This window comes from Paenibacillus sp. JNUCC32, assembly GCF_014863545.1.
Lineage (GTDB): Bacteria > Bacillota > Bacilli > Paenibacillales > Paenibacillaceae > Paenibacillus_AQ > Paenibacillus_AQ lautus_A.
Window position 1 is genome coordinate 4,440,868 of record NZ_CP062260.1, and the last position, 15,616, is coordinate 4,456,483.

Sequence of the window (15,616 nt, forward strand, 5' to 3'; positions counted from 1 at the left end):
CACCTCCCTATAATCCAATATTGCGTTTGAGCCCTTGATAGCTTCCTGACTCCGGAAATCCGCGCTGAACGATCGTCATAAACTTCTCGGAAAACCCGTGGTTTGCTAAATCTGCGATCGGGACCATGACCACATCGCCGATAGGATTGAGATCGAACTCATTCGTCGGGAGGCGGATTTCCCCCTCCAAGCGTTCCAGCAAAAACGTAATATGCAAAAGGGATGGCGATGAATCCGGCTTATCGCATAAATACAGAAGCTTGGTCACTTTTGTAACAAGCCCGGTCTCCTCTTCCATTTCCCGAATCATGGCTTCCTCCAGCGTTTCCCCTTGCTCTACCCTTCCTCCCGGAAGCGACCAGCCGCGTTCCGACGAAACGCTCTGTTTGACCAGCAGAATCCGTTCATCTTCGATCAAAATTCCGGTGACTCGAACCTGCAATAGGCTGCTCATACCCTTCCCCCATTCTTAGGATTTTGCTTTTCGAAAACCATGCTTATTTAAGCTTCCTTCGCGCCTCCTCCGCCCGCCGCACGCTCTCCATCGTCCACGGCGGCGTCTGGGGATGATCCCTAATTTCCGACAGCGTCATCCACTGCACCGAATCGACCTCGTCCGGGCTTTTGCAATACGGCGTTCCTCCATCATACTCGCACAAGAACACCATATTGATGACGGAACGGCCATCGCCCGTTACAAACGAAGAGCTGTAGACATATGTAACGTTTTCCTTCACCTCAACCCCGACTTCTTCGTAAAGCTCCCGCTTCACCGTGCGCTCCAGAATATCCGACGTGCTGCCTTCCTTGTCGACCTTGCCCCCCGCGAACGAAAGTGTTCCTCCTGCGTTCTCTTCCTTCAAGCTGCGCGTTATCATCAGCCACTGCCCGTCCTTATGCACGGCACCTTCCACATTGACGATGAACATGTGCTTCCTCCCCTCCATAAACCTCTTCTATCTTACTTTATATGATCATACCATTGACTCTCACCTTACAGGAGACCTTAAAATAGGTTCCAGCATTGAATCTATAGGGGACCCAGGGTTGGTGCGATTCAACCTTGGCCGCCGTTTCATTTTTGCATCAAAGATTTTTTTGCCTTATTAATTCATGTCGTCTCTCCGTTATGGTACAGTACATCAAGATGGTTGCAGGCTGATATCCGAAGGAGGGACTTATGAGCTATCACGGATCCGATTTTTACGACAACGACAAGAATTTCGAAAAATACATGGAACGGCGGCAGTGGCGGGAGAATGCCAACGATACGTTGGAAAAGCCCGTCATCCGGCAGCTGCTGAGGGATATCGCGGGCCTTCATGTATTGGACCTGGGGTGTGGGGATGCCGGCTTCGGCGTGGAACTGCTTCAAGAGGGGTGTGCCTCCTATGCCGGAATCGAGGGCTCCCGCAACATGGTGGAAGCCGCTTCGAGCAGCCTGGCCGATTACAAGAACGGGACCGTTCAACACATGAGGATGGAGGATTACGCGTATTCGCGCGACACCTATGATGTAGTGCTCTCCAGGCTTGCCCTTCACTATCTGCAGGATATCGGGGGTATCTTTCGAAGCGTTCACCAGACCTTGAAGCCAGGCGGAAGGTTCATCTTCTCCGTCGAGCATCCCGTCATTACCTCCACGCTGCAGCCGTCCGGCACCAGAACGAATTGGGTGGTGGACAACTACTTCATCCAAGGCTACCGGGAGCAGCAATGGCTCGGCGGCACCGTTCATAAGTACCATCGAACCGTCGAGGATCACTTCCGGGCGATGCAGGAAGCCGGCTTTATCGTGGAGCACTTGAGGGAGTCCCATCCTATGCGAGAGTATTTTGTCAACGAGGAAACCTATGAGCGCAGGCGCAGAATTCCGTTGTTTCTGTTTCTTGCGGGGAAAAAGAGCGAGTAGCTCACTAGCGGCATCAAGAAAAAAAAGCATCCTTCCACTTCACAAGTGAAAAGGGTGCTTTTTAAGTTTAATGGGTTCGTCGGAGACGGTTGCATAATTCATGCGCATGGTGCGTGGTTTGGGGCATGCATGAATGGCTGTTGGCCATGATAAGAAGTCATCCCCCAATCGCCGCTTCCACTTATGAAGGTCTGCCGGCTCTGCTTCCCTTGTTGAATCCGCCGGACTTGCGTTTCCGGGCCTGGCCGTTGTTAGGTTTCGAAGCTGCTTCCGAACTCAGCTTGCGTGCCATCTCTGAATATGGATTCGTGACGGCTTCCGTCATGGGCTTACGCGCCGAGTTCGTCTTGGATTGGCGGGCGGCGTCCGTCTTCGGCTTAATTCCCGCGTCTTGTCTTGATTGGCGGGGTGCACCCGTCTTCGGGTTGCGTGCCGCGTCGGCCTTTGGTTTGCGGGCCGCATCCGCCTTCGGTTTAGCAGGTCTCGATGCAGCTGACTTGCCTTTGCCGGGCTTGGACGAGCCGGATTTTGGCGTCGGGTCCACCTTGGCGGCTCTTAACGCCCCGGACATCGGGAAGTCATGGTCCTTCACTTCCGGAATGGACTTTCCGATTAGCTTCTCGATATCCCGAAGAAAAGGAACCTCGTCCACTTCGCAGAACGATATCGCCGTCCCGCTCAGTCCCGCGCGCCCCGTGCGCCCAATCCGGTGCACATACGTTTCCGGAATGTTCGGGAGGTTGAAGTTAATGACATGCGACAGCTCGTCGATGTCGATCCCGCGCGCGGCGATATCCGTTGCCACCAGGACGCGGGTCGCCCCGCTTTTGAAATTGTTGAGCGCCGTCTGGCGGCTGGTTTGCGATTTGTCGCCGTGAATGGCCTGAGCCGTAATATTCACCTTGTTCAGTCCGCGCGCAACCCGGTCAGCTCCCCGCTTCGTACGGGTAAAGACCAATGCCGACACGATGGACGGGTCCTTCATCAGCTCATTCAATTGCTGCTGCTTATTCCCGGTTTCCAGCAGGTACACCGATTGCTCGATCCGTTCGGCCGTAGAGGAGACCGGCGTGATCTCGACTTTTACGGGATTGTGCAGCAAGGTTTGGACAAGCTGGGTGATTTCCGCAGGCATCGTGGCGGAGAAGAACAGCGTTTGTTTTTTGCTCGGCATTTTGGCGATGATTCGCTTCACGTCATGGATGAAGCCCATATCCAGCATCCGGTCGGCCTCATCCAGCACCAAAATCTCCACATGCTGCAAATCGACGTGCTTCTGATTCATGAGGTCCAGGAGCCTGCCTGGGGTCGCAATCAGGATGTCCGCTCCCTGCTGAAGCGCGCGTTCCTGCGTCTTCTGCGAAACGCCGCCAACAATGGCCGTCGAACGCAGCTTGGTGAACTGGCTGTAAGCTTTGACGTTATCCGAAATTTGCAGGGCAAGCTCCCGGGTCGGCGACAACACCAATGCGCGAATGCGGCGCCCCATGCCCGGTTTAGGGGGTTGCTGATTCAACAGCTGGATCATCGGCACCGAAAAAGCGGCGGTCTTCCCGGTTCCGGTCTGGGCGCAGCCCAGCAAATCTCTGCCGGCCAGCACAGCCGGGATCGCCTGAGCCTGAATCGGCGTCGGCGCTTTGTAATTCTCCTTGGCCAAAGCCTTGAGAATGACAGGGGATATATTTAAATCTTCAAATGTCATGGGATCTCCTTTATGGTGAATATCTATACTTACGTCATAACATATAACGATACCACAGATCGGCATAAAAAAAGAAGCGGAATTTTTCTCCGCCTCCCCTTTAAGCCCCAAACCGCTGCCGATATCCGCATTTTCTGCATAATTCCTCAACCGCTTCCCGGCGCGAAAATCCGTCCACGAGGTTGTTCGCCCGCTCCCCATCCACGATGTCCGAGAAGGACTTCTGATGAAGGTTGCCCAAGTTGATGACCCCTTCCCCGTCCAGACAGCAAGGCACGACCGTCCCGTCTACAAGAATGGCCGCCTGACTGCGCAGCGCGTGGCAGAAGCCCTTGCCGTCATCCTCCGGGGCAGACAAGCTCGGCCACTGGAACTCATAATCCTGGTTCAGGTAGACGCGTTCGGCTACCCTTACGCCACCGCCGGGTTCAACCTTTTCCTCGATGCGGTAGTCCAAATTGAATTCCTGCTCCAACATTTCAAGCGTCTGGCGGTTTCGGCTCTTCTCCAGGTTCGTTTGGTTGTCCTGCGTTAGGTTCCACAGACGGAACGAGAAGATGACCTTATGTTCCTCCGCATCCCGCACAAAAGAGAGGATGTCCCGCAAATATCCTTCACGGTCCGTGGAGCCGACATGTCCGTCAAAGCTGTGGAGCGAGAAGTTCATCTGTCTCAACGCCGGCTTGCCCAGCAGCTTATGCCGGTTCTTCGCGATCAACGTGCCGTTGGTCGTGATATTGACCTTGAACCCCTTCTCATGGCTGATATCCAGCAGCTCGTCGATCTTCGGATGAAGCAGCGGCTCTCCCTTCACATGCAGATAAATGTAACTCGTGTGCGGCTTGATCTCATCCAATCTTCTCGCAAAGTCCTCCACTTTAATGAAGTTGGCCTTGCGCTCCGTCGGCGGACAGAACGTGCAGGCCAAATTACAAATGCTCGTGATTTCTATGTAAACTTTCTTAAACGTCTTCAAGATGTTATCCCCAATCCCATGTCTATGATCGTATGACGATTTGCCAGCTTGCTCGCTTGCCAATCCTTCACATCGTACCATAGGCTGGCATTTACAGCTACAGCTATAAATGGATCTGAGGCCATTCTAATATATAGGGAAAGAAGAGGGAGTACCCTCTTCTTTCGTTTTTGCTCTAATTATTGATGTTATGTTCATCGCTTATGTTAGAATGCGTCACTCATCAGCATCAAGCACACTCAGAATATCTTCAAGCGTCATGGATCTTATCGTAATGGAAGTACTCGGGGAGTCTCGTTTGGATGAGACTTATAACCCTGATCGACAGGACGAGCTTCTGCTGAAGGAGCTACAACCGGGTTTCCTTCACTCTCAACGATTACCTCCGAAGGGGCAGCTTCCGTTGAAGGAGCTATAACATTGCTACCTTCATTCTTAACTTCAGCCACAGGACGTGCTTCTGTTGGATAATCCACAACATCGCTTCCTTCTTTCTCAACTACAGCTGCAGGACGAGCCTCTGTTGGATAATCCACGACATTGCTTCCTTCAGCGACAGCCACAAGACGAGCTTCTTCTGGATAAGCTACAGCATCGTCTCCTTCATTCTCAGGGGCAGCTTCAGGACGAGCTTCTTTGGGATAATCTACAACATGGTTTCCATTATTCTCAACTAGGACTTCAGAGGATACCGCTCTTGGGGCCGCTTCTGTTGGTTGAGCTTCAGCATGACCAGCCTCAATGATTTTAGGCGTATTGCTAGAAGCCCATGCCGCTGCTGACGTGCTAATTACAGCAACCAAAAACACCCCTGTTAACGTGAGATACATTGTTTTCTTTTTTTGTTTCTTTACGTTCAGCATCATCATTAATCTCCTTTTCAATTGTTTGCCGTCACCGGATAAGGAGGCAATAAATTGCATGGGTAAATTCCTTGACCCTGCCATGACGCTTAAAATCGTCTCCCCATAGCGTTTCCGTTCGGCATAGGACATCTCTTTTACGACTTCTTCATCACAAGACAGCTCGCTCCATACATGAAGGTCCTTGCGAAGAATGTGCACCAAAGGGTTAAACCAATGTAGGGCGCTTGCTCCGAGCGTGAACGCTTTGACCCATAAATCTTTCCGTTTCAGATGGATCAACTCATGACGGATTACCATGTCCATGTTAACGGTATTCTCTATAGGGAGATAAATGGTAGGTTTCCATAGGCCGACAAGAACAGGGCTCCGAATGATGGAGCTGTGGGCAAGCCCGACGCTGCTTTTCACACCGAGGGCTTCCTTGATGAAGGAAAGCTGTTTCGCTGCTTCGCTGCTTATCGGAACGGTGACACGCGAATGTTCTAATTTCTTTAAAAATCTGCGATAACAATACAACTGCCATGCAGCAAAAGCTATAGCGCCGAGTGCCCATAAGACAATAAGGGGCAGGGCTACGTTTACTGAAATGGTCTTTGCCGGAATGAGCGGCTCCAAACCAGTCCCTGAATATGGACCGGGCAGCGCATGTTGCTCTGTTGAAGGCAACTCGTTCACAATGGGAACGGTTGCTGTTGCACTAAATGTAAAAAGCGGCGAGATCCACTGAATACCAAGGACGACGGGTAAAAGATAAAAGACTACTGCCATTTTGCCAATTCCATAGCGCCACTTTGTAGGAAAGGTATTGACGAATACGATCCGCAGTACAAGAATGCAGGCTACAACGGCACTTCCGGCAACGGTAAGGGTCAACAGCAATTCAAGAATAGTATTCATAAGCACCCCTACTTTTGCGAGAACCATTGCTTCAGCTCTGCAATATCTTCATCCGAAAGCTTTTCGCCGTCATACAAAGCCGAAATTAGGTTTTTAACCGAGCCTTGATATAATCCGTCCAGGACGTGCTGCGCTTCCATCAGCTTATAATCTTCAGGCGAAATGCGCGGCGTATATTTATTGGTCCGTCCATCCCTCGCAGCCGTAAGTGCCCCTTTGTCCACCAAACGCGACAGGAAGGTGGAAATGGTCTGTGCCTTCCATTCTCTTCCTCTCTGGGCAAACAGTGCGAGCAATTCGGTGGATGTGACAGGCGGCGTACACTCCCAAATCACCTCCATGAGCTCCATTTCAGTATCCGATAATTTTTGAACCTGGTTCACGGTGAACACCTCTTTACGTCGTTATGCGTCCATAACGAACTTATTACTACACGATGTAGTGATTATAAACTACTACATCGTGTAGTGGTATGTCAAGCAAAGGGAATTGAAGTTTACAGCTGCATCGAACTTATATGTAAAATGAAAGAACCGCGCAGGAGCGCGGTTCTTTGTCCAACCATACAGCAAATAATTTAGGGCACACCGGATTCACCAGGCCCCCTTATTTTTACTCGTACAGATGGTAGTTTAACGCCGTTTATTTTGAATCGTTGTCGTCATTTTCTGCAGCCTCGCCAGCTTTGTTACCCAATGCTGCGCCTGCGATACCACCGGCAATCGTGCCGATCGGACCCAGTATGGAACCTACAGCAGCACCCACGACGCCGCCGCCCGCGGTTCCGATAGCTTCTCCAGCGTCAACGCCCATGTTGGTCGTGTCGCGGTCAGCATCAGCCTTATGATTACGATCGTTTTTATTAGCCATCCATCTCACTCCTTCGAAATTTGTGACAGGAACAGCTCCATCTTGCCGGACGTTGTTCCAAACCATATCTTGCCCTAACGGATCTAAAAGAATTCTTTAAAATATGCCGGTTCGGATTCCTTTCTAATCGAAAATAGGTTGCGAATTTTAGACGATGTTTGCGGATTATGGGATTATGTAAACGGTACCAAGCTTGCTACAATGAACATGCAATTACGAAACGAACATTTGCTCAAGGGGGATTATTCATGAAAAAGCTGTCGATTTTACTGTTAACCTGCGTGCTCATTATAGGGGCGCTGAGCGGTTGTGCAAGCAGCGAGTCCGATTCGGGTTCGTCGAATAAGCTCGTGATCTACAGTCCAAACAGCGAGGAGATCATCAAAACCATCATTCCGATGTTCGAGAAGCAGACCGGGATCACGGTTGAGCTTGTAACGGCTGGCACCGGAGAAATTATTAAGCGCTTACAGTCCGAGAAGCAGAACCCATACGCTGACGTAATGTTCGGCGGTTCCATGGCCGGCTACCGCGAAAACGAAGCTTTATACGAGCCTTACGTATCGCCTGAAGACAAGAATTTAATGGAAGGACACCGCAATACGTCGGGCTTCGCTACCCCTTATATCTCGGACGGCAGCGTGCTGCTCGTGAACAAAAACCTGATCGGCGATATCAAAATCGAAGGTTATGCGGATTTGCTGAACCCGCAGCTTAAAGGGAAAATTGCTTCCGCCGACCCGGCAAGCTCCAGCTCCGCTTTCGCACAGTTAACGAACATGCTGAAAGCCATGGGCGGCGATTATGAGAGTGAGCAGGGCTGGAATTACGTCGGGCAACTGATCGAGAACCTGGACGGCAAAATCGCCAGCGGTTCCGGCGCCGTCCACAAAAGCGTGGCGGACGGAGAATACGTAGTCGGCCTTACTTACGAAGACCCTTCCAGCACCTATGTAAAGAACGGCGCACCGGTCGAAATCGTGTATCCGAAAGAAGGCGCCGTATTCCTGGATGCGGGATCCGCCATCATCAAAGATGCGCCGCACATGGACAACGCCAAGAAATTCATCGACTTCATCCTGTCCCAAGAAGCCCAGGATGCGTTCGGCACGCAATTAACGAACCGCCCGCTTCGCCAGGATACCAAGCTTGGCGACCACATGAAGCCTTATGAAGAGATCCACATGATCGATGAAGACACGGACTACGTCAGCGCGCATAAATCCGAGATCGTTGAGCGTTATGTCGATTTGTTCACTAGCGTTAAATAAACTATAGAATCAGGTGACAACCATGAGCGTAACCATAACCATTCAAGACTTAATCAAAAAATACGGCGACACAACCGTCATTCCCGAGCTGTCCCTGGAGATCAAGAAGGGTGAATTCTTCACCCTTCTCGGGCCTTCCGGGTGCGGCAAGACGACACTGCTGCGCATGATTGCCGGCTTCAACAGCATTGAAGGCGGAACCATACATTTTAACGAGCGCGTCATTAACCAGGTGGAACCGGGCAAACGGAATATCGGGATGGTTTTTCAGAGCTATGCGATCTTCCCTCACCTAACCGTCAAAGGAAACATCGCGTTCGGGCTGGAGAATCGGAAATTATCGAAGGCAGAGATTAACGCCAAGGTCGATGACATCCTTAAGGTCGTTCAGATCGAGCCCTATAAAGACCGCATGCCGAAGAACCTGTCCGGCGGCCAGCAGCAGCGCGTTGCGCTAGCCAGAGCCATCGTCATCCGGCCGGACGTCCTGCTGATGGATGAGCCTCTGTCCAACCTGGATGCCAAGCTTCGGGTCGACATGCGTAACGCGATTAAAGACATTCAGCGGGAGGTCGGAATTACCACCGTCTACGTCACGCACGATCAGGAGGAAGCCATGGCGGTTTCCGACCGCATCGCGGTCATGAAATCCGGCGTGATTCAGCATCTGGGAACGCCGCAGGAGATTTACCAGCGTCCTGCAAACGTATTCGTTGCAACCTTTATCGGTCGGACCAACATCCTTGAGGGCAATATAACAAAATCCGCAGGCAGCTATGCCCTGGCATTCGGCTCCGGCTATTCGGAAGAGATGACGAACATCGAGGTGCCGAAGTCAGATGCCAAGGCTGATACGCTAAACGTTCAAATCTCGGTTCGGCCGGAAGAGTTCATATTAACCGAGGACCAGACCGGCATGAAAGCAACGATCGTACACAGCGTATTTTTGGGGCAGAACACCCATTATTTTGTGGATTTGGCATCCGGTCAACGCGTGGAGATTACGCAGGAATCGAAAACGTCACAGATCCTCGAGCCGGGTCAAGACATCTATCTCAAGGTGAAAAAAGATAAAATTAATGTCTATGATGCGGTCGGCGAACTGAACTATACAAGGGGCGTCCGGCTATGAGAGAGACGCGCAAACGATTTGATGTCTGGACCAACATTTCGTTACTGATCTTTGTGTTCTATATTCTGTTTCTGGCCCTGCCATTGTTTACGATGCTGTTCAAGAGTGTGTACAATGGCACGACAGGCGATTTTTCCCTTGCCTATTTCACGAAGTTTTTCAGTAAGCCCTACTATTTGAACGCCCTCTTCAACAGCGTTAAGGTGACCGTCAGCGTAACCTTGCTTGCCGCGATTATCGCAACGCCGCTGGCTTATATTATGGCTACGGTGAAGATCAAAGGCAGCTCGGCCATTCGCGTACTGATTCTGATCTCGTCGATGTCGGCTCCGTTCATTGGCGCTTACTCCTGGATCCTACTGCTCGGAAGAAGCGGCGTCATTACGAAATTCGTCAGCAGCACATTCGGCATTACGATGCCGGATATCTACGGATTTACGGGGATCTTAGTCGTCTTAACCTTGCAGATGGTCCCTCTGATCTTCATGTATGTATCAGGCGCACTCAAGAATATGGACCAATCGCTGATGGAAGCTGCCGAGAGCATGGGCTATACAGGCTTAGCCAAAATGCGCAAAGTGCTTCTCCCGCTTATTACGCCAACCTTGCTGGCAGGCGGCCTGCTCGTCTTCATGCGCGCGCTTGCCGATTTTGGTACGCCGATGCTGATCGGCGAGGGATATAAAACCGTGCCCGTGCTGATCTTTAACGAGTTCATCAGTGAGGTCGGCGGCGATGACGGCTTTGCGGCGGCGATTAGCGTCATTGTCGTTCTGTTCGCCACCACGATATTCCTGCTGCAAAAATTCGTAGCCAATCGCAAATCCTTTACGATGAGCGCACTGCATCCGATCGAAGCCAAGAAGAAGAAGGGCGTCGGCAATATCGCGGCTCATGCGGTTATCTATCTGTATACGTTAATCGCGCTGCTGCCGCAGCTCTATGTCATCTATACTTCGTTCCTGAAATCCAACGGCAGAATTTTCGTTGAAGGGTTCTCGCTCCAAAGCTACCGGGATGCTTTCAGTAATATTGGCGGCGTCATTCTGAACACGTTCTTCCTGGCTATCGTGTCGCTGGTCGTCATCATTCTGTTAGCGATACTGATTGCTTACGTAACCGTTCGAAGAAAGAATGCATTGACGAATACGCTGGATATCTTCACCATGTTCCCGTATATCGTTCCCGGCTCCATACTGGGAATCGCCCTATTGATCACGTTCAACAATAAACCGCTGGGGTTAAGCGGGACGGCCGTCATCATGATCATCTCGTTTGTCATCCGGCGCCTGCCCTATACAATACGATCCAGCGCAGCCATTCTGCATCAGATTAACGACGGGATCGAAGAAGCGGCGATCAGCCTGGGCGCTTCCCAGATGAAGACGTTCTTCAGGATTACGCTTCCGATGATGCTGGCAGGCGTCGTCTCCGGCGCGATCCTGAGCTGGATTACCATCATTACCGAATTAAGCACTTCGATCATTCTGTATACAGGCAAAACCAAGACCGTCACGGTCGCCATATACACCGAGGTCATTCGCGGGAACTACGGCGTGGCGGCAGCGCTCTCCACGATTCTTACCGTCATTACGGTCGTGTCGCTGCTCGTTTTCCTGAAGCTTTCCGGACAAAAGGAAGTTTCCATGTAAATGTAATGTAATCATAACGTAGACCTACATCCAAGCCGGCGCCTGCAGCATGCAGGGCCGCTTGGATGTATTTGGATTATCTGCGGTTAACCGCGAGTCAGTATAATAGGATCGAGGTTCTTATCGCAGATGGAGGGCAGCATGAAACCAACACCTTATCGTAATTTCAAGGAATCCACCCGTCATTTATTTCGCGTCTATACGATGATCCCCTTCTCCATCTTAATCGTATTGTTCTTGGCGTTCACCATTATGAACGGGCGTTTGAACTTAACCCAAAAAACGACCGAAGCCGCCCAGTCCATCAGCCAGTCCATATCCGGCGTATATCGGCAGTATGACGAGGAGATTCATCGGATGGCCGAATCTCCCACCGTAATCAACTATGTAAGCTCCCATCTGGGCAGCGAACAAGTATATTCCGAGTTCTATGATTTCAACAATCGACAGAAGATCAAAAGTATTTTTCATATCGTCAATACCGATGGCGTCTTCCTGGCCAGTTCAGCCCCGGCGGATGCGCTGTACTCCAATTTTGCCTTCGGCAACCTCATTCACCGGATTGAACAGCGGCCCGGCGACACGCTAACCGAAATGAACAGCTTCCGCTATTCGCATGACCGCGATACGAGCTACACGTTCGGCAAAGCCATCGTGAAGGACCAGCAGACGATAGGCTATATCATCTATCAGCTGTACGAATCGGACATCCAGAAGGTGATTTTCGAGCAAAATAATGAAATCGCCCTGATCACCGATGAACACAACACCATTATTGCCACGACAAGCAATGTGACCAAAGGTGTGCTCAATAAATTCAACCCCAAGGTCGATAACAAGGGACATGTTCTGCTGAACGGGGGCAAGTACTACAAATATTCCAAACGAATTCCTGGCACGCCGATCCAAGTCATTACGCTGAATTCCTACAAATCGGAGCAGTACACCTATTATACGGTTTCTTTCTTTGTCCTTGCGGCCAGCCTGCTGCTCTGGGTCTTGATCCAGTTCCTGGCGAACAAAATGTCGGCGCGCAATTCCGAATCGATCGATAAACTCATACACGCTTTAGCCCAGCTGCGCGAAGGGAACTTCAACGGCTATGTCGACATTCAGACGAATGACGAGTTTCAAATACTCGGCAATGAGTACAACGTGATGCTGGATCGGCTGAAAGAATTGATCGAGAAAAACAAAGAGCTGTCGGAGCTCCGCACGATTATCGAGGTGAAGCAGCTGCAATCGCAGTTCCATCCGCATTTTATTTTTAATGTGCTCGAAACGCTGCGCTATGCCATTAAGATTGACGCGAATCAAGCCCAGGAGATCGTGCTGATCCTATCCCGATTGCTTCGATACAGCATCGGACATGACCGCAGCGTCCAGCTGAAGAATGACATGAATTATGTCCGGGATTACCTGAAGCTGCAGCAAATCCGGTTCAATGACCGGCTGGACTATCGGATTACCGTAGCCGAGGAAACGCTGGATGTGTACGTCCCCAAGCTTCTGCTGCAGCCGATTATCGAAAACGCTATCAAATATGGGTATGAGAATCAAAGTGATGTGCTGATCGAGATTAACATCCACACCTCCGCCGGCAAGCTCATTCTCGAGGTTCGCGACAACGGGCAAGGCATGAGTAAAGAGAGACTGCAGGAAGTGAACCGGATTCTGCAAAGCCAGACAAACACGACGCAGCATATCGGGCTGTACAACGTTCATCGCCGTTTGGTGCTTCTATATGGCGAAGCGTCCGGCATCCACATTGACAGCACGCAAGGAACAGGCACCTGTGTCGTCCTTACGATTCCTTACGAATGGAGTGAATATCATGTTTAAAGTACTGCTGGTCGAAGATGAGGATATGATTCGCCGGGGCATCCGGTTCAGCATCGATTGGGTTCAATACGATTGCATCGTCATTGAAGAAGGACTTAACGGACAGGACGGCTACGAGAAGATCTGCGAGCTGAGGCCTGATATCGTCATAACCGACATCACCATGCCGATCATGGACGGCATCTCGATGATTCGGGAAGGACTGCGGCAGCATACCTTCAGCAGCATCATTATCTCCGGTTATAATGAATTCCACCTGGCGCAGCAGGCACTCCAGTTAGGCGTCACCGAATTCCTGGTGAAGCCCTTAGAGGATGAGCAGCTGGTTGCGGCACTCGAATCAGCCAAAGCCAAAGTGGATTTAATCCGCAAATATGAAGTAATTTCGAATCATCCGCAGGAAAAAGAAGAGATTTTGAACAGTAAATTTCTGGAGAAGGAAACCAAAACCTCGAAATACGTGTCCAAAATGATCGCCTATGTACAGGAGAACTATGCCAAGAAGATCAGCATTCATGACCTCGTGGAAGAGCTCGGCTTAAGCGCCTATTACCTGAACCAGAAGTTCAAGGCGGAGACAAGCTATACCTTCAATGAATTTCTTAACCGTTACCGCATCCAGAAATCGATCGAGTTACTGAAGTCAGGCGACAACAAGGTCTATACCATCGCGCAGGATATCGGATTCAGTGATTACAAGTATTTTATCAGCATCTTCAAGAAGTACGCCCACGTCACGCCGAGCCAGTATCAGGAATATTTCGAGGAGAAGAATGGATAGAACGGGGAATCTAGTTACTAGAGGTACTCTATCGCACTTATATTTGCACACACCCCTGCTAGGCATGAGCAGGGGTGTAGAATCTTTATCTATGATCCCTGTCGTTCATACAGCCGGTACATGGATAGCTCACCACTCATCGCCACCGCTTGCGCAAAGGCTTCCTTCACGTCCCGTCCTTGCTGAACGATCTCATAGAACAGCCGGAGAACGAACATCAGCGCTTCGTTGCCGTCCGGGTAGTCATCCGGCCCGATATACATCCTGCAGCCCCGCTTCAGGAAAGCGTCGGCCAGTGCTGGATCCCCCAGCGAGCAGCCGTTCGCGATCACCGTCTTCCCGTCCAGCTTCGCATATCGCATAATCTCGCCTGGCCCGAAGCCGCCCCTCGGCTCATCCTCCTCGTATACCTCTTCACCGAGCTCCGGCATGATCATGCTGCCCTCATCCCCGTGAAAGTTCAACAACATTATATCGGTGCCTTCATATAGATCATCGCCTGACAAGACGGAGATCAGATCATTCGGCCTCCCGATCCAGTATGTAAAGACGCGCACCCCGAAATACTCCAGAGCCGCCCTTACGGCTTGGCTCTCCATATCGCAATCCGGTCCGACAACCAGAGCGACCTGCATAATCGGCTTACTCACTACTAAATCCCTCCTGATGATGACTTCGATAAGAAGCTCATACTTTTCTCCATATCATCCACCATTGTTTATCATACGAATCGACTTCAATCTCTTCCAGACCTAGATTCGCTTCGCTGATCCAACTTCTAGCCAGTTGTATATAGTCGTTGTGAAATTCGGAGGAATAACCCATTTCATCATATCCGGCATAGGTAATGTTATCGAATATCATGTATCCTCCGCTCTTTAACTGCTTACAGCTTGTGTCTATGATTTGGATAAACGCCTGATACGCTGCATCTTTTAGCGTACCTTTGCGGTGATAATCCATCACCGCTTGCAGCATTAGAGGTTCGATCGTCCACCAATCTTGATTTACTGTATCAATGCCTTCACGATCCGCGATAATGGTCTGGATGATATCGTTAATAGCGTGATGAAAAGCGACAACGTCAAAAGAGGACTCCGGATAATATAAACCGATATTGGCGGCATCGTCCTCAACAACCCGTATGCTGACGTCCATTCCTTTTGTTTTCTCCTGAAAATGTTGTGTCAGCTCCCTGTTGAGGTTGGCCGTCACATAGGACCCCGCTTCATGGGAATAGGCGTCTACAGCCTTGGGAATGTAAATGACATCGCCTGCACCGACTTCCAAAAGACTTAAAGCACGGGGCACATTCAGCTCCGTGAAGAGATTCTGCCAGGATGCTGAATAATACAGTTGAAGATATTCGAATACCCTCTGCTTGGATATATCTATTGGTACTGCTAATATGTCTTTCAATTTGTTTTCCAATTGGACTGCGTTCATCTGTTCCAATTCCGAAATCATGTCCTGCGAAAAGTCATGTTGTAGGATATCGTTAAACAAGCCGGCACTCGTTTTCTCGGCTAGCGTCTGCATATTCATCAGCGTATCCCTCTCTTCTTTTGGTTTCTAGAGTATATTCGAATATATGGTGTTTTTTCCTCTTTTTAAAATTTGAAAGAGTAATCTTTTAATATAAACGCAAAGAACCCGAAAGAGGCACTTTTTTCAAAGCATCCCTCTCGGGTCTTCATTCTAAAACATGGATATGG

At 50.3% G+C, this 15,616-nt stretch carries 15 protein-coding genes; 6 read left to right on the forward strand and 9 right to left on the reverse strand.

What is annotated here, in order from left to right:
- Nucleotides 1–7 precede the first annotated feature (7 nt).
- Both JNUCC32_RS19860 and JNUCC32_RS19865 read right to left on the reverse strand, forming a co-directional pair.
- The gene (locus tag JNUCC32_RS19860; RefSeq protein ID WP_096775077.1) at nt 8–454 is read right to left on the reverse strand and encodes an NUDIX hydrolase; all 447 of its coding nucleotides are present in this window, start codon (nt 452–454) and stop codon (nt 8–10) included.
- A gap of 43 nt (nt 455–497) precedes the next feature.
- A complete protein-coding gene (locus JNUCC32_RS19865; RefSeq protein ID WP_192569589.1) occupies nt 498–929 on the reverse strand; it encodes an NUDIX hydrolase in 432 nt (143 codons plus the stop codon).
- A gap of 251 nt (nt 930–1,180) precedes the next feature.
- Between JNUCC32_RS19865 and JNUCC32_RS19870 the strand changes: the two genes are divergently transcribed.
- Nucleotides 1,181–1,912, forward strand: a complete 732-nt coding sequence (locus JNUCC32_RS19870; protein ID WP_192569590.1) for a class I SAM-dependent methyltransferase — start codon at nt 1,181–1,183, stop codon at nt 1,910–1,912.
- Nucleotides 1,913–2,093: 181 nt separating this feature from the next.
- Here the strand turns inward: JNUCC32_RS19870 and JNUCC32_RS19875 are convergent, their stop codons facing one another.
- The 5 genes from JNUCC32_RS19875 to JNUCC32_RS19895 all read right to left on the reverse strand — a co-directional run bounded on the left by JNUCC32_RS19875 (nt 2,094) and on the right by JNUCC32_RS19895 (nt 7,223).
- Entirely contained in the window at nt 2,094–3,614 is a 1,521-nt protein-coding gene (locus JNUCC32_RS19875) for a DEAD/DEAH box helicase (RefSeq protein ID WP_192569591.1), read from the reverse strand.
- A 100-nt stretch (nt 3,615–3,714) separates the two neighbouring features.
- Entirely contained in the window at nt 3,715–4,590 is an 876-nt protein-coding gene (locus JNUCC32_RS19880; RefSeq protein WP_192569592.1) for a radical SAM/SPASM domain-containing protein, read from the reverse strand.
- 266 nt (nt 4,591–4,856) lie between these two features.
- A complete protein-coding gene (locus JNUCC32_RS19885) occupies nt 4,857–6,353 on the reverse strand; it encodes a M56 family metallopeptidase (RefSeq protein ID WP_192569593.1) in 1,497 nt (498 codons plus the stop codon).
- Nucleotides 6,354–6,361: 8 nt separating this feature from the next.
- Entirely contained in the window at nt 6,362–6,736 is a 375-nt protein-coding gene (locus tag JNUCC32_RS19890; protein ID WP_036661746.1) for a BlaI/MecI/CopY family transcriptional regulator, read from the reverse strand.
- Nucleotides 6,737–6,995: 259 nt separating this feature from the next.
- Nucleotides 6,996–7,223, reverse strand: a complete 228-nt coding sequence (locus tag JNUCC32_RS19895) for a glycine zipper domain-containing protein (protein ID WP_012819235.1) — start codon at nt 7,221–7,223, stop codon at nt 6,996–6,998.
- Nucleotides 7,224–7,471: 248 nt separating this feature from the next.
- Between JNUCC32_RS19895 and JNUCC32_RS19900 the strand changes: the two genes are divergently transcribed.
- The 5 genes from JNUCC32_RS19900 (at nt 7,472) to JNUCC32_RS19920 (ending at nt 13,901) form a co-directional block, all read left to right on the forward strand.
- On the forward strand, nt 7,472–8,494 hold the full coding sequence (locus JNUCC32_RS19900) for an ABC transporter substrate-binding protein (RefSeq protein WP_192569594.1): 1,023 nt from the start codon (nt 7,472–7,474) through the stop codon (nt 8,492–8,494).
- Nucleotides 8,495–8,516: 22 nt separating this feature from the next.
- On the forward strand, nt 8,517–9,626 hold the full coding sequence (locus tag JNUCC32_RS19905; RefSeq protein ID WP_192569595.1) for an ABC transporter ATP-binding protein: 1,110 nt from the start codon (nt 8,517–8,519) through the stop codon (nt 9,624–9,626).
- Nucleotides 9,623–11,278 carry an ABC transporter permease gene (locus JNUCC32_RS19910; RefSeq protein WP_192569596.1) on the forward strand — a complete coding sequence of 552 codons (1,656 nt, stop codon included), beginning with the start codon at nt 9,623–9,625 and terminating at the stop codon, nt 11,276–11,278. Before JNUCC32_RS19905 ends, JNUCC32_RS19910 begins: the two co-directional genes overlap by 4 nt.
- Before the next feature lie 141 nt (nt 11,279–11,419).
- Nucleotides 11,420–13,120, forward strand: coding sequence for a sensor histidine kinase (locus JNUCC32_RS19915; RefSeq protein WP_192569597.1), 1,701 nt, complete (start codon nt 11,420–11,422; stop codon nt 13,118–13,120).
- Nucleotides 13,113–13,901, forward strand: coding sequence for a response regulator transcription factor (locus JNUCC32_RS19920; RefSeq protein ID WP_192569598.1), 789 nt, complete (start codon nt 13,113–13,115; stop codon nt 13,899–13,901). The genes JNUCC32_RS19915 and JNUCC32_RS19920 overlap by 8 nt, the downstream gene beginning before the upstream one ends.
- Nucleotides 13,902–13,990: 89 nt before the next feature.
- On the opposite strand, the gene JNUCC32_RS19925 is transcribed toward JNUCC32_RS19920, so the two are convergent.
- Both JNUCC32_RS19925 and JNUCC32_RS19930 read right to left on the reverse strand, forming a co-directional pair.
- The gene (locus JNUCC32_RS19925) at nt 13,991–14,551 is read right to left on the reverse strand and encodes a delta-aminolevulinic acid dehydratase (protein WP_192569599.1); all 561 of its coding nucleotides are present in this window, start codon (nt 14,549–14,551) and stop codon (nt 13,991–13,993) included.
- Nucleotides 14,552–14,588: 37 nt separating this feature from the next.
- On the reverse strand, nt 14,589–15,407 hold the full coding sequence (locus JNUCC32_RS19930) for a class I SAM-dependent methyltransferase (protein WP_228468787.1): 819 nt from the start codon (nt 15,405–15,407) through the stop codon (nt 14,589–14,591).
- Nucleotides 15,408–15,616 lie beyond the last annotated feature (209 nt).

What these genes read in the sequence shown, in the direction of transcription:
- JNUCC32_RS19860 (WP_096775077.1), bottom strand. Translation starts at nt 454, where the DNA reads ATGAGCAGCCTATTGCAGGTTCGAGTCACCGGAATTTTGATCGAAGAT.
- JNUCC32_RS19865 (WP_192569589.1), bottom strand. Translation starts at nt 929, where the DNA reads ATGTTCATCGTCAATGTGGAAGGTGCCGTGCATAAGGACGGGCAGTGG.
- JNUCC32_RS19870 (WP_192569590.1), top strand. Translation starts at nt 1,181, where the DNA reads ATGAGCTATCACGGATCCGATTTTTACGACAACGACAAGAATTTCGAA.
- JNUCC32_RS19875 (WP_192569591.1), bottom strand. Translation starts at nt 3,614, where the DNA reads ATGACATTTGAAGATTTAAATATATCCCCTGTCATTCTCAAGGCTTTG.
- JNUCC32_RS19885 (WP_192569593.1), bottom strand. Translation starts at nt 6,353, where the DNA reads ATGAATACTATTCTTGAATTGCTGTTGACCCTTACCGTTGCCGGAAGT.
- JNUCC32_RS19895 (WP_012819235.1), bottom strand. Translation starts at nt 7,223, where the DNA reads ATGGCTAATAAAAACGATCGTAATCATAAGGCTGATGCTGACCGCGAC.
- JNUCC32_RS19900 (WP_192569594.1), top strand. Translation starts at nt 7,472, where the DNA reads ATGAAAAAGCTGTCGATTTTACTGTTAACCTGCGTGCTCATTATAGGG.
- JNUCC32_RS19905 (WP_192569595.1), top strand. Translation starts at nt 8,517, where the DNA reads ATGAGCGTAACCATAACCATTCAAGACTTAATCAAAAAATACGGCGAC.
- JNUCC32_RS19910 (WP_192569596.1), top strand. Translation starts at nt 9,623, where the DNA reads ATGAGAGAGACGCGCAAACGATTTGATGTCTGGACCAACATTTCGTTA.
- JNUCC32_RS19915 (WP_192569597.1), top strand. Translation starts at nt 11,420, where the DNA reads ATGAAACCAACACCTTATCGTAATTTCAAGGAATCCACCCGTCATTTA.
- JNUCC32_RS19920 (WP_192569598.1), top strand. Translation starts at nt 13,113, where the DNA reads ATGTTTAAAGTACTGCTGGTCGAAGATGAGGATATGATTCGCCGGGGC.